A 13,250-nucleotide genomic window follows, 5' to 3' on the forward strand; every position below is an offset into this window, starting at 1 on the left:
CGACTCTCATTTCCAATAATCAGAAAGTTAAATGCTATCTTCATTTCGCTTGGCTGAAACTGATGATATAGAACAATAAAATGTTTATAGAAACAACATGCGAAAAATGAATAATAAGTTAAGCTGCGCTAAATCATTTCCAACCTATTGTAATAAATAGTTTATTCCTCCTTATTCGGAAAGGTAATGTCCATTTTTGGACTAATTTTTTCTCTTTACATCGGTCTAAATGAACAAAAACCATCATTCCGGATACATTTAGTAAAGTAGTGTTTAATGCTAAATGAGATGAACTCTCATTTTTGCAATTTCCTGGAATTTCCACACAGTGAAGGTTGACATGCCGCACACATTCCCGTATCACTTTAAGCACTGTTTGAACGATGTCCGTTCTGACCACCCAATTACGAGAAGCTGAAAACACATGTTCATGATTACCCGTCTCCTAGGCCTACTACTCAACGCAGAAAATTTGCGCGGTAAGCCAGTGGGCGAAAATCAGAACTGATTTCAACTTCCACAGACAATAAACCCGCGCCGATGCGCGGGTTTTTTTTTACCTCCGCAGGGCGCGAAAATAAAAGCAGACAAGGAACAACCCATGAGCGAGCAAGTCATTATTTTCGATACCACGCTGCGTGACGGTGAACAGGCGTTACAGGCCAGCCTGAGTGTTAAAGAGAAGATTCAGATTGCAATGGCGCTGGAAAGAATGGGCGTTGACGTGATGGAAGTCGGCTTCCCGGTCTCCTCTCCTGGCGATTTCGAGTCTGTACAAACTATCGCGCGCCAGATTAAAAACAGCCGTGTTTGCGGTCTGGCCCGTTGCGTTGACGGCGATATAGACGCCGCTGCAGAAGCCTTACGCGTCGCAGAAGCTTTCCGTATCCATGTATTCCTGGCCACTTCTACCCTGCACATTGAGTCCAAACTGAAGCGTTCGTTTGATCAGGTGCTGGAGATGGCAACGCACTCCGTTAAGCGCGCACGTAACTATACCGATGACGTTGAATTTTCCTGCGAAGACGCGGGTCGTACGCCGCTGGATAACCTGTGCCGCGTCGTTGAAGCCGCGATTAAAGCCGGTGCGACCACCATCAATATTCCTGACACCGTCGGTTACACCACACCGGTTCAGTTCGGTGGCATCATCACGAATCTGTATGAACGCGTGCCTAACATTGATAAAGCGATTATCTCCGTTCACTGCCACGACGATCTGGGTATGGCGGTCGGTAACTCCATCGCCGCCATTCAGGCCGGTGCGCGTCAGGTTGAAGGCACATTGAACGGTATCGGCGAGCGCGCCGGTAACACTGCGCTGGAAGAAGTGATCATGGCGATCCGCACGCGCAGCGACTACATGAACGTTCATACCAACATCAATCACAAAGAAATTTACCGCACCAGCCAGATTGTTAGTCAGATAACCAACATGCCGATCCCGGGCAACAAAGCGATTGTCGGCTCAAACGCCTTCGCACACTCCTCAGGTATTCATCAGGACGGCGTGCTGAAAAACCGCGAAAACTACGAAATCATGACCCCGGAATCTATCGGCCTGAATCAGGTGCAACTGAACCTGACTTCCCGCTCTGGTCGTGCTGCCGTTAAGCATCGTATGGAAGAAATGGGCTACAAAGAAGCCGATTACAACCTGGATCATCTGTATGCCGCGTTCCTGAAGCTGGCCGACAAAAAAGGGCAAGTTTTCGACTACGATTTAGAAGCACTGGTCTTCATTAATAAGCAGCAGGAAGAGCCAGAATTCTATCGTCTGGATAATTTCAGCGTGCAGTCCGGCTCCAAAATTACCGCTACTGCGTCAGTCAATCTGTCCTGCGGCGAAGAAATCATTACTGAAGCCGCCACCGGCAACGGTCCGGTTGATGCTGTGTATCAGGCCATCAACCGCATCACCGGCTATCAGATTGAACTGGTGAAATACCAGCTGAGCGCGAAAGGCCAGGGCCGCGACGCACTGGGTCAGGTAGACGTGGTGGTCTCCTTTAATGGCCGCCGCTTCCACGGTGTCGGTCTGGCGACGGACATCGTTGAATCTTCCGCAAAAGCGATGGTGCACGTACTGAATAACATCTGGCGCAGCAAACAAGTTGAGATCGAAAAACAACGTTTGCAGCAGGCAGGTCAGCAACACAACAACATTCAAAATAATCAGGAAACGGTGTGAACATGAGCAAGACCCATCATATTGCCGTCTTACCCGGAGACGGAATTGGCCCTGAAGTTATGGCCCAGGCATATAAAGTTCTGGAAGCAGTACGTCAGCGATTTGGTCTGAAGATCACCACCAGCGAATACGATGTGGGTGGCGCAGCCATCGACAAACACGGCAGCCCGTTGCCGGAAGCGACCGTCACTGGTTGCGAACAAGCTGATGCGATTCTGTTCGGCTCCGTCGGTGGCCCGAAATGGGAACATTTGCCACCAAACGATCAGCCAGAGCGTGGCGCATTACTGCCACTGCGTAAACATTTCAAGCTGTTCAGTAACCTGCGCCCTGCCCGTCTGTATCAGGGTCTGGAAGAGTTTTGCCCGCTGCGTGCCGACATCGCCGCTAAAGGTTTCGATATTTTATGTGTGCGCGAACTGACCGGTGGTATTTACTTCGGGCAGCCAAAAGGCCGTGAAGGTCAGGGTGCGCATGAGAAAGCCTTTGATACCGAAGTGTATTACCGCTTTGAGATTGAACGTATCGCCCGTATCGCCTTTGAATCTGCGCGCAAACGCCGCAGCAAAGTGACGTCTATCGATAAAGCGAACGTATTGCAGACTTCCATTATGTGGCGCGAAGTGGTTAATGAAATCGCCAAAGATTACCCGGATGTCAGCCTGAGCCACATGTACATCGATAACGCGACCATGCAGCTGATTAAAGATCCGTCTCAGTTTGACGTGCTGCTGTGTTCCAACCTGTTTGGCGACATCCTGTCCGACGAATGCGCGATGATCACCGGCTCGATGGGCATGCTGCCTTCTGCCAGCATGAACGAACAGGCATTTGGTTTGTTCGAACCTGCGGGTGGCTCTGCACCGGATATCGCCGGTAAAAACATCGCTAACCCGATTGCACAAATCCTGTCTGCCGCGCTGTTGCTGCGTTACAGCCTGGGTGCAGATGACGCGGCCAATGCCATTGAGCAGGCCGTCAATAAAGTACTGGAAGCTGGCCATCGTACCGGCGATTTGGCTAACGGCCAGCAGGCACTGGGCACCAGTGAAATGGGCGATATCATTGCCCGCTTTGTGAAAGAAGGGGCATAACATGGCTAAGACTCTGTATCAGAAATTGTTTGATGCGCATGTGGTTTACGAAGCGCAAAACGAAACGCCCTTGTTATACATCGACCGCCACCTGGTTCATGAAGTGACATCTCCGCAGGCATTCGACGGTCTGCGCGCGATGGGCCGTCCGGTGCGTCAGCCAGGTAAAACCTTTGCGACAATGGATCACAACGTGTCCACGCAAACTAAAGACATCAATGCGAGCGGCGAAATGGCGCGCATTCAGATGCAGGAATTAATCAAAAACTGTGCGGAATTCGGCGTGCAGTTGTATGACCTGAACCATCCTTTCCAGGGCATCGTTCACGTTATCGGCCCTGAGCAGGGTATGACGTTGCCGGGCATGACTATTGTCTGCGGTGATTCACATACCGCCACACACGGTGCGTTTGGCTCACTGGCCTTCGGTATCGGGACTTCAGAAGTAGAACACGTTCTGGCGACGCAAACCCTGAAACAGGGCCGCGCCAAAACCATGAAAATCGAAGTCACCGGTGATGCGCCTGCTGGCATCACGGCGAAAGATATTGTTCTGGCGATTATCGGTAAAACCGGCAGCGCTGGCGGTACCGGTCACGTTGTAGAATTCTGCGGTAAAGCCATCGAGGCGCTGAGCATGGAAGGTCGTATGACCCTGTGCAACATGGCGATTGAAATGGGTGCCAAAGCCGGTCTGGTTGCACCGGACGAAACCACGTTTGCTTATCTGAAAGGCCGTCAGTTCGCGCCTAAAGATCAGAACTGGGACGCAGCAGTCGAATACTGGAAAACCCTGAAAACTGAAGATGGCGCGAAGTTCGACAGCATTGTTACGCTGGACGCATCAGAAATCGCACCACAGGTCACCTGGGGTACCAATCCAGGTCAGGTAATGGCGGTAAATCAGACCATCCCGAATCCGGCCTCATTTACGGATCCGGTAGAACGTGCGTCAGCTGAAAAAGCGCTGGCGTATATGGATTTGCAACCGGGCATTAAACTGACTGACGTCGCGATTGATAAAGTCTTTATCGGTTCCTGCACTAACTCCCGCATCGAAGATTTACGCGCTGCGGCAGCCATTGCCAAAGGCCGTAAAGTGGCGACTGGCGTGCAGGCGATTGTAGTTCCGGGTTCAGGTCCGGTAAAAGCGCAGGCGGAAGAAGAAGGTCTGGATAAGATCTTCATCGAAGCCGGTTTCGAATGGCGTCTGCCAGGCTGCTCGATGTGTCTGGCGATGAACAATGACCGTCTGGAACCGGGCGAGCGCTGCGCGTCCACCAGCAATCGTAACTTCGAAGGTCGTCAGGGCCGTGGCGGCCGTACCCATCTGGTTAGCCCGGCGATGGCAGCTGCCGCTGCGGTCACCGGCCGTTTCGCTGACATCCGTGAACTGAACTGAGGAAAACACCATGGCTAAATTTACCCAACACATCGGTCTGGTGGTTCCGCTGGATGCAGCTAACGTCGATACCGATGCCATTATTCCAAAACAGTTTTTGCAGAAAGTTACCCGTACCGGTTTCGGTCAGCACCTGTTCAACGACTGGCGTTTTCTGGACGATGCCGGCCAGGAACCTAACCCTGATTTCGTACTGAACAAACCGCGTTACAAAGGCGCGAGCATTTTGCTGGCACGCGAAAACTTCGGTTGCGGTTCATCCCGCGAACATGCGCCGTGGGCGCTGACCGATTACGGCTTCCACGCTGTAATCGCGCCGAGCTTTGCCGATATCTTCTACGGTAACTCGTTCAACAACCAGTTGCTGCCTATCACACTGAGTGAAGCACAGATCGACGAGCTGTTCGAACTTGTCAAAAACAACGAAGGCATTCAGTTCGAAGTGGATCTTGAAGCGCAGACCGTAAAAGCGGGCGGGAAAAGCTATCCGTTCGTTATCGACAGCTTCCGCCGTCACTGCATGATCAACGGTCTGGACAGCATCGGCCTGACCCTGCAACACGAAGGGAATATTTCCAGCTACGAGAAAAATCAGCCTGCATTTATGCAGTAATTTCTCAGCTGTGAGCATAAAAAAACCCGCATAATTCGCGGGTTTTTCTTTATCCGAATCAGAAGTGGTTCAGACGTCTTTCACTTTATACATCAGACCTAACGCCACCACCGCCAGCACGGTTGCTGCCCAGTACACCGGATAATGGCCGAACTTTTCCACGATAAAGCCCTGTAACAGGCCTGCGCAAATCACACCGGTGGAGATACTGTTGGTGAACAGCGTGGTCGCTGAACCCGCCCTTCCCGGCATCAGATCCTGAAAATACAACATCCCGATACCGGCCACGATCCCAATGAAAATCGCATTGAACAGTTGCAGGATCATCAGCGCCGCCTTGAACTGAAACGCTACCAGCCCGGCATAGAAAACTACACCGCTCGCCACGGCATACAGCATCAGTTTGCGTTTACCGGTGCGTTTCACCAGATAACCGGCCAGCAACATCGCCGGAATTTCCAGCCCGGCGGCCGTTCCCATCAGCAGCCCCGCCAGCCCTTCCGGCAAACCTAAATCACTGGTGATGTACAGCGGCATATCAATGACGTACATGATATTGCAGGTCCACATCAGCAGAGAGGAAAAGAACAGCAGACGCACATCTTTATTGCGCCAGGCACTAACCGGCACCACTTTTTCGTCCACCGGCTGTTCAAGCCGCGGCACCGACGGCAGGAAGAAAAAGATCATCAACATGCTGCCGACAAACACCGCGGCGGCACTCAGGTACATCGGCGTAAAGCCGTAATTGAGCGCCAGCATAAAGGAGAGCGGCGGACCGAGCACCCAGGCCAGCGACAGCATCGCACGCATCATCGAGCTGAACATCACCACTTCACTGGCGGAGCGATCCGCATGCTCGCGCGCCAGCGCAAACAGCTGCGGCATCGACGCGTTGCCTATCGCCGCCAGCAACACACCGACGGTGATCAGCACCAGATAATCGCGACTGAAGGCAAAGACCAAACTGTTGCCGAGCGCCATCAGACAGCAAAACATCAGCAATTTGCGCCGGTCGCCTTTGTTATCAGAACGGTTAGCCAGCAGGAAGCTGATGGCAATCCCGGCCACTGCATTGACGGTATAAAACAGACCGACCCACATTGGCCGCACTTTCACTTCATTAGTCAGAAACAAACTGAGTGTGGGCGCCTGCAACGCTCCCGCGATACCGCACAACAAAGACACCACCAGAAAGGTGACATAGATACGATTAAAACGAGGTTTTGGCATGACGTCGTCCCTGAGAAATGAAAGCCCATAAAACAAGACAGACAGTGTAGCGAAGTTTCAGGAAGTTCTGGTGAATGAACAAAAAAAGCGAGTAAAAAAACCAGTGAGTTGCCCCACTGGCTGGTGAAATTACACCATTACTCAGAAAATCGAATTTAGTCAGACCTGAAGTCACAGTTGCCGGCGATACTGTTCTTCGTCCAGAGTTTCCATATCCCACTGCGTGAGACGGGACAGAATATCCAGACGGTATTGCACCGGAACCCAGGACAGCCAGTCTGCATGATTTTTAGAGGCGTTCCTTTTAATGGCTTCGAAGTAACGCTGGTAGAAACGGGCATTCAGACTGCGTTTCATGCTGACCTCCGGTGATTCACAGCAGGCTTTCGTTGAGAAACAGTATCAGCGTAATATGAGGAAAGATAAATTGATGAAAACTGACCACGGAGTTCCTCTTTTATGTCCTCGTCCCGTTTGCAACAACAGTTCATTCGCCTGTGGCAAAGTTGTCATGGTGAAGAAACCGAAACGACGTTACAGGCACTCTCGGAAGTTCTGAACTGCTCACGCCGGCATATGCGCTCCTTACTCAGCACCATGCAGGAGCAAGGCTGGCTGATGTGGGATGCACAAGCCGGACGGGGCAAGCATTCTACCCTGAAATTTCTTTATACCGGGCTAGCACTCCAGCAGCAGCGCGCCGAAGAGTTGCTGGAACAAGATCATATTGACCAGCTGGTTCAGCTGGTCGGCGATAAAACCATGGTCCGCCAGATGCTGCTTTCACAGCTGGGACGCAGCTTTCGTCAGGGCAAACATATCCTGCGCGTTCTGTATTATCGCCCTTTGTTTAACCTGCTTCCCGGCACCATGTTGCGCCGTTCAGAAACTCATATTGCCCGGCAAATCTTTAGCGGCCTGACGCGCATAAATGAGGAAAATGGGGAAGCTGAAGGCGATTTAGCCCATCACTGGCAGGAAATTTCACCACTGCACTGGCGTTTTTATCTTCGTCCGGCCATTCATTTTCATCACGGACGCGAGCTGGAGATGGCGGATATCATTGCCACCTTCACCCGCCTCAAAACGCACCCGCTGTTCGGCAATTTATCGACCGTAGCATCGCCGACACCGAATGTTATCGACGTTCATCTGACTTCTCCCGACCACTGGTTGCCCTGGCTGCTGGGCAATGTACACGCCATGATCCTTCCGCGTGAGTGGCAATCGCTGCCTGATTTTGCCCGTCACCCCGTGGGCACAGGCCCGTATTCGGTGGTGCGCAATCTTAAAACCCAGCTGCGAATCCGCGCCTTTGACGATTATTTTGGCTTTCGGGCGCTGATCGACGAGGTAAATATCTGGGTGTTACCGGAGCTGAGTGAAGAACTGGTGCATTCCGGCGTGCAGCTACAGGTCGATGAATCCGGCAAAAGTGAACTGGAAAGCCGCCTTGAGGAAGGCTGCTATTTTCTGTTATTTGACCAGCGTTCACCGGTCGGACAAAACAATGAAACCTGCCAGTGGCTGTGTGATTTGCTCAATCCGATAGCCCTGCTCAACGCCGCGGAGCCGGTTTATCAGCGCTACTGGTCTCCCGCCTATGGCCTGCTGCCCCGCTGGCATCATATCGACCCCCAACCGCGCCCACCAAAACCGGCAGGACTCAGCCAGGTAACACTGACCTTCTACGGCGAGCATTCAGAGCATCAGGCCATATGCAACGCACTGCGTCCTCTGCTGATATCAGAGGGCATTGAGCTGATTATTCAGATAGTTGACTATGCCGTCTGGCATCGCGGCGATGCGCAAAGTGACCTGTGGCTGGGCAGCGCCAACTTCACCCTGCCGCTGGAGTTTTCCCTTTTTGCCCATTTTCATGAGCTGCCTCTGGCCAGACATTGTTTCAGCGAGGATATCAGCGAGGACGCCGCCTTATGGCGTGAAGGAAAACTCCCGATGGCGAAATGGGGACAGAAACAAATCAACAATCATCAGATCCATCCGCTGTTCCATCACTGGTTAGTCTTGCAGGGGCAACGCAGCATGCGCGGCGTGCGCATGAATACCCTCGGCTGGTTCGACTTCAAATCCGCCTGGTTTGCGCCGCCGGACAGTTAATCGGACTATCGCATCGCGCCGTTAATCTCTAGAATGACATCCGTTCTCAACGGGGTGCCAGAAGTTTATTCTTTTCAATGAAGAATGAGCTCGATCTTTAAACGCCGCGAGCACGTGTTCAGCGGGTGAAGTCCAGCGCACAGCCAGCGCAGCGTACATCAGTACGTGAGCATGGCGAGCACTGCACGACGCACGATCAACACCTGCGCAGCAAGTTTAAAAAGGCTGAGAGTAAACCCGTCGAACCTGATCCGGTTGATACCGGCGGAGGGATTTGAGACTGCGCGATGCTTACTCAAAATCCTTTGCCCTTTCATTTTTTTGGAGCGCAAAGTTGAAAAAATTATTGTCCTGCCTGCTGTTACTTTCTGCACCTGCACTGGCTGCAAAACCTGTTCTGACGGTTTACACCTACGATTCTTTCTCTGCCGACTGGGGCCCTGGCCCGGCGATTAAAAAAGCCTTTGAAGCCCAGTGCGGCTGCGAACTGAAATACGTTGCGCTGGAAGACGGCGTTTCCTTGCTGAACCGTCTGCGGATGGAAGGCAAAAACAGCAAAGCCGACGTCGTATTGGGACTGGATAACAACCTGTTGCAGGCTGCTGAGCAAACCGGTTTATTCGCTAAAGCGCCGAAAACCGACGCCAAACTTACTGTACCTGGCGGCTGGGATAACACCACGTTTGTGCCTTACGATTACGGCTATTTCGCGTTCGTCTATGACAAAAACAAACTGAAGAACCCGCCAAAAAGCCTTGATGAGCTGATCAACAGCGACCAGAAATGGAAAGTCATTTACGAAGATCCACGCACCAGCACACCGGGTCTGGGACTGATGCTGTGGATTCAAAAAGTCTATGGCGATAAAGCGCCGCAGGCGTGGGAAAAACTGGCGAAGAAAACCGTCACTGTCACTAAAGGCTGGAGCGAGGCTTACGGGTTATTCCTCAAAGGTGAGAGTGATCTGGTGCTGAGCTACACCACGTCTCCGGCGTACCACATCGTGGAAGAGAAGAAAGATAACTACGCCGCAGCGGATTTCACCGAAGGTCATTACATGCAGGTCGAAGTTGCGGGTCAGCTTGCGAACAGCAAGCAACCTAAACTGGCCGAAGAATTCATGAAATTCGTCACCACGGAAAATTTCCAGAAAGTGATCCCGGCCGGCAACTGGATGTATCCGGTGATTAACACGCCGCTGCCTGATGCCTTTAAACAGCTGACGGTTCCGGCCAGGTCCCTGCAATACAGCGCTCAGGATGTCGCCACTCACCGTAGCCAGTGGATCCAGGCATGGCAGAACGCCGTCAGCCGTTGATCCCGCGCTGGCTGTGGCCGGGCGCCATCGCCTCGCTGCTGATGCTGCTGGTGGCGGCGCTGGCACTGGGCTCACTGTGGCGTCATGCGCCACAGATGAGCGGTGCCGCCCTGTGGCAGGATCCTTATCTCTGGCATGTGATCCGTTTTACCTTCTGGCAGGCGCTGCTTTCAGCGCTCTGCTCAGTGCTGCCTGCTATCTGGCTTGCACGCGCGCTGTTTCGTCGCCGCTTTCCCGGCCGTCAGCTGTTATTACGCTTGTGCGCGATGACACTGGTGCTACCGGTTCTGGTGGCGGTATTCGGCATTCTCAGCGTCTACGGCAGACAAGGCTGGCTTGCGCAGATTTGCGGCTGGCTGGGCGTGGATTATCGTTTCTCGCCTTACGGATTGCAGGGCATTTTGCTGGCGCACGTGTTTTTCAATCTGCCGCTGGCAGCGCGGCTCTTATTGCAGGCGCTGGAAAATATCGCCGTCGAGCAGCGCCAGCTGGCTGCGCAGCTAGGAATGAACACCTGGCAGCAATTCCGCTTTGTAGAATGGCCTGCCATCCGCCGTCAGATTTTCCCCGCCGCGGCGTTAATTTTTATGCTCTGCTTCGCCAGTTTCGCCACGGTGCTTTCGCTGGGTGGCGGGCCGCAGGCGACCACTATTGAACTCGCCATCTATCAGGCGCTGAGTTACGACTACGATTTAAACCGCGCGGCAACGCTGGCGCTGATCCAGCTGTTTTGTTGTCTGACGCTGGTGCTGCTCAGCCAGAAACTCAGTCAGGCGCTGCCGGTCGGGCAAACGCATGCCCAGCGCTGGCGAAATCCGGATGATTCTCTGCTGCGGCGCATTACCGATGGCGTGCTGATTGGTCTGGCGCTGCTACTTATCCTGCCGCCGCTGCTCGCCGTGATCACCGACGGCATCAACCGGGCTGCAGTCAGTGTTTTGCAGCAACCCGCACTCTGGCAGGCATTATGGACATCCGTGCGTATCGCACTCGGCAGCGGGATATTGTGTGTGCTGCTGACAATGATGCTGCTGTGGAGCAGCCGAGAGCTGCGTTTACGTCACCGAAACGGCTGGGCGCAGGCAATGGATCTCAGCGGTATGCTGATCCTCGCCATGCCCGGCATCGTGCTGGCAACCGGCTTTTTCCTGCTGCTCAGCGATACCACAGGTTTGCCGCAATCACCGTGGCCGCTGGTTATCATGACCAATGCGCTGATGGCGGTGCCTTATGCATTAAAGGTGCTGGATAATCCGATGCGCGACGTCGCCGAACGCTACAACCCGCTGTGTATTTCACTCGATATGCGCGGCTGGCAGCGACTACGCTGGGTAGAACTGAGCGCGCTGAAACGCCCGATTGCACAGGCACTGGCGTTTGCCTGCGTGCTGTCATTGGGGGATTTCGGTGTGATTGCCCTGTTTGGCAACGAGAACTTCCGCACCCTGCCGTTTTATCTGTATCAGCAGATCGGTTCCTATCGCAGCCAGGACGGTGCGGTGACGGCACTGTTATTACTGCTGTTATGTTTCCTGTTATTCACCCTGATTGAGAAATTGCCGGGCCGCCATGCTGACGCTGAATAAACTGACGTATTTGTACGAACATCTGCCGATGCGCTTCGATTTACAGATTGAAGCCGGTGAACGTGTGGCCATTCTCGGCCCGAGCGGCGCGGGAAAAAGTACCCTGCTCAGTCTGGTGGCGGGTTTTCTGGCACCGGTCAGCGGGCAGATCTGGCTAAATGGTGCCGATCACAGCGCAACGCCTCCGGCAAAGCGTCCGGTATCGATGCTGTTTCAGGAAAACAATCTGTTCTCGCATCTGACGGTGCGTCAGAACATGGGGCTGGGGCTGCATCCGGGGCTGAAACTTTCCATTCAGCAGAAGCACGCGCTGGAAGATATCGCGCAACAGGTCGGACTGAGTGAATGCTTGGATCGTTTGCCATCGCAGCTTTCTGGCGGCCAGCGTCAGCGCGTCGCTCTGGCGCGCTGCCTGTTACGCAGCCAGCCGGTTTTACTGCTCGACGAACCCTTTTCGGCGCTCGATCCGGCGCTGCGCAGTGAAATGCTGAGTTTGCTGGATAAGGTGTGCGGGCAAAGAAATCTCACACTGCTGATGGTATCGCATAATCTGGACGACGCGGCGCGGATTGCACCGCGCACACTGCTGATTGTAGATGGCAGGATTTTCTACGACGGGCCGACGCAGGCGCTGGCCGACGGCAGTGCGCCGGAGGCCGGAGTATTGGGGATACTTCCGCCGGTCAGCGGGTGATGACTTTCCAAAGCAAATGACCATAAACCGGCAGCATCGGCTGCTGGCTCAGCATCACAAAACTGGCAAACGTCGCCAGCAGACTCAGAATACACACCACGCGTAAACGCGGTAAAGGCAGCCATTTGGTCAGGGCGTCGGGCGAACCTTTTCCGGCACGGAACCAGCGCCACGCCAGCCACGCCGTCAGCCAGATAAGCGCCACAGCCAGCAGTAACAGCCATTTAAAGACTGCGCTGTTGTGCCCTGCCGGAATATCAATGGCCACGCCTGCCAGAATACCGGGCAGGAAATACACCGGCGGCCAACAAATACAGCCGATAATGTTCGGTGGGGCGAATTTGTAAGGCGGCAGATTCAGCATCCCCGCGACCATCGGCACCAGGGGACGCGTCGGGCCAATAAAACGCCCGATGATCACGGTGGCAAAACTGTGTCTGTCCAGCGCGTAACCGGTTTTATCCAGCAATGACTGATAACGCCTGAGGAAACGCCACCGGTGCAGCGGTTCCTTGAAACCGCGACCAATGAAATATGAGGCCCAGTCACCCAGGAAACAGCCGATACCCGCCGCCAGCCACGCTTCATATAAACCCACCTGACCGCTGCCGATCAGCGTGCCGAGCGTTGCCATCATCACGGTGCCGGGCAGGATCAGACCAACCAGCGCCAGCGACTCGAAGAAAGCCACCACAGCGACAATAATTAATGCGAAGCCCACCGACTGAGCGACCAGATGTTGTAGATAGGCTTCCATAAATTCCCAGAATTCAGTTACGCCTACGCCAATTGCGTAGAAAAATGAGACAAGTGTGAGTTTTCTGCATTCTCATTGTAGTAAATACATCAAGCTGCTGAATTGTCAGCGCATGAACTATTGCAGTCAACCGTGTAATTGTATGCGTATTTGGCAGAAACCTGAGACGTAGACAAAGACTGTATAAATAACCATACTCTGTCTTTGCTTTTGATCTTTTATTTCACCTGTTCCGAGGCGC

General features: G+C 53.4%; 11 protein-coding genes. 8 read left to right on the forward strand and 3 right to left on the reverse strand.

Annotated elements, in window-relative coordinates:
• Positions 1-601 precede the first annotated feature (601 nt).
• From leuA to leuD, 4 genes are read left to right on the forward strand one after another with little or no spacing between them, the layout of a single operon-like run.
• On the forward strand, positions 602-2,191 hold the full coding sequence (gene leuA / locus J1784_RS25965; protein WP_120508048.1) for a 2-isopropylmalate synthase: 1,590 nt from the start codon (positions 602-604) through the stop codon (positions 2,189-2,191).
• Between the two features lie 2 nt (positions 2,192-2,193).
• The gene (gene leuB / locus J1784_RS25970; RefSeq protein WP_217151566.1) at positions 2,194-3,285 is read left to right on the forward strand and encodes a 3-isopropylmalate dehydrogenase; all 1,092 of its coding nucleotides are present in this window, start codon (positions 2,194-2,196) and stop codon (positions 3,283-3,285) included.
• Between the two features lies 1 nt (position 3,286).
• The gene (gene leuC, locus J1784_RS25975; RefSeq protein WP_217151567.1) at positions 3,287-4,687 is read left to right on the forward strand and encodes a 3-isopropylmalate dehydratase large subunit; all 1,401 of its coding nucleotides are present in this window, start codon (positions 3,287-3,289) and stop codon (positions 4,685-4,687) included.
• Between the two features lie 10 nt (positions 4,688-4,697).
• On the forward strand, positions 4,698-5,300 hold the full coding sequence (gene leuD, locus J1784_RS25980) for a 3-isopropylmalate dehydratase small subunit (protein WP_217151568.1): 603 nt from the start codon (positions 4,698-4,700) through the stop codon (positions 5,298-5,300).
• 69 nt (positions 5,301-5,369) lie between these two features.
• Here the strand turns inward: leuD and J1784_RS25985 are convergent, their stop codons facing one another.
• On the reverse strand, positions 5,370-6,533 hold the full coding sequence (locus tag J1784_RS25985; protein WP_217151569.1) for an MFS transporter: 1,164 nt from the start codon (positions 6,531-6,533) through the stop codon (positions 5,370-5,372).
• Between the two features lie 171 nt (positions 6,534-6,704).
• Complete coding sequence (sgrT, locus tag J1784_RS25990) at positions 6,705-6,890, reverse strand: glucose uptake inhibitor SgrT (RefSeq protein WP_217151570.1); 186 nt, start codon at positions 6,888-6,890, stop codon at positions 6,705-6,707.
• A gap of 102 nt (positions 6,891-6,992) precedes the next feature.
• On the opposite strand from sgrT, the gene sgrR reads away from it, so the two are divergent.
• The 4 genes from sgrR (at position 6,993) to thiQ (ending at position 12,252) form a co-directional block, all read left to right on the forward strand.
• Positions 6,993-8,654 (forward strand): HTH-type transcriptional regulator SgrR, encoded by a 1,662-nt coding sequence (gene sgrR, locus J1784_RS25995; RefSeq protein ID WP_217151571.1) that lies wholly within the window; start codon positions 6,993-6,995, stop codon positions 8,652-8,654.
• Positions 8,655-8,988: 334 nt separating this feature from the next.
• On the forward strand, positions 8,989-9,972 hold the full coding sequence (thiB, locus tag J1784_RS26000; RefSeq protein WP_217151572.1) for a thiamine ABC transporter substrate binding subunit: 984 nt from the start codon (positions 8,989-8,991) through the stop codon (positions 9,970-9,972).
• Complete coding sequence (gene thiP, locus J1784_RS26005) at positions 9,948-11,558, forward strand: thiamine/thiamine pyrophosphate ABC transporter permease ThiP (protein WP_217151573.1); 1,611 nt, start codon at positions 9,948-9,950, stop codon at positions 11,556-11,558. The genes thiB and thiP overlap by 25 nt, the downstream gene beginning before the upstream one ends.
• The gene (gene thiQ, locus J1784_RS26010; protein ID WP_217151574.1) at positions 11,542-12,252 is read left to right on the forward strand and encodes a thiamine ABC transporter ATP-binding protein ThiQ; all 711 of its coding nucleotides are present in this window, start codon (positions 11,542-11,544) and stop codon (positions 12,250-12,252) included. The genes thiP and thiQ overlap by 17 nt, the downstream gene beginning before the upstream one ends.
• On the opposite strand, the gene J1784_RS26015 is transcribed toward thiQ, so the two are convergent.
• On the reverse strand, positions 12,242-13,009 hold the full coding sequence (locus tag J1784_RS26015; RefSeq protein WP_217151575.1) for a DedA family protein: 768 nt from the start codon (positions 13,007-13,009) through the stop codon (positions 12,242-12,244). The two genes, thiQ and J1784_RS26015, sit on opposite strands and share 11 nt — an antisense overlap.
• Between the last annotated feature and the right edge of the window lie 241 nt (positions 13,010-13,250).

Origin of the sequence: Rahnella ecdela (genome assembly GCF_019049625.1) — a bacterium.
GTDB lineage: Bacteria > Pseudomonadota > Gammaproteobacteria > Enterobacterales > Enterobacteriaceae > Rahnella > Rahnella ecdela.

Coding starts and splice junctions, on each gene's coding strand:
- sgrT (WP_217151570.1), bottom strand. CDS start 6,890: ATGAAACGCAGTCTGAATGCCCGTTTCTACCAGCGTTACTTCGAAGCC.
- J1784_RS26015 (WP_217151575.1), bottom strand. CDS start 13,009: ATGGAAGCCTATCTACAACATCTGGTCGCTCAGTCGGTGGGCTTCGCA.
- thiP (WP_217151573.1), top strand. CDS start 9,948: ATGGCAGAACGCCGTCAGCCGTTGATCCCGCGCTGGCTGTGGCCGGGC.
- leuB (WP_217151566.1), top strand. CDS start 2,194: ATGAGCAAGACCCATCATATTGCCGTCTTACCCGGAGACGGAATTGGC.
- leuA (WP_120508048.1), top strand. CDS start 602: ATGAGCGAGCAAGTCATTATTTTCGATACCACGCTGCGTGACGGTGAA.
- sgrR (WP_217151571.1), top strand. CDS start 6,993: ATGTCCTCGTCCCGTTTGCAACAACAGTTCATTCGCCTGTGGCAAAGT.
- leuD (WP_217151568.1), top strand. CDS start 4,698: ATGGCTAAATTTACCCAACACATCGGTCTGGTGGTTCCGCTGGATGCA.
- leuC (WP_217151567.1), top strand. CDS start 3,287: ATGGCTAAGACTCTGTATCAGAAATTGTTTGATGCGCATGTGGTTTAC.
- J1784_RS25985 (WP_217151569.1), bottom strand. CDS start 6,533: ATGCCAAAACCTCGTTTTAATCGTATCTATGTCACCTTTCTGGTGGTG.
- thiQ (WP_217151574.1), top strand. CDS start 11,542: ATGCTGACGCTGAATAAACTGACGTATTTGTACGAACATCTGCCGATG.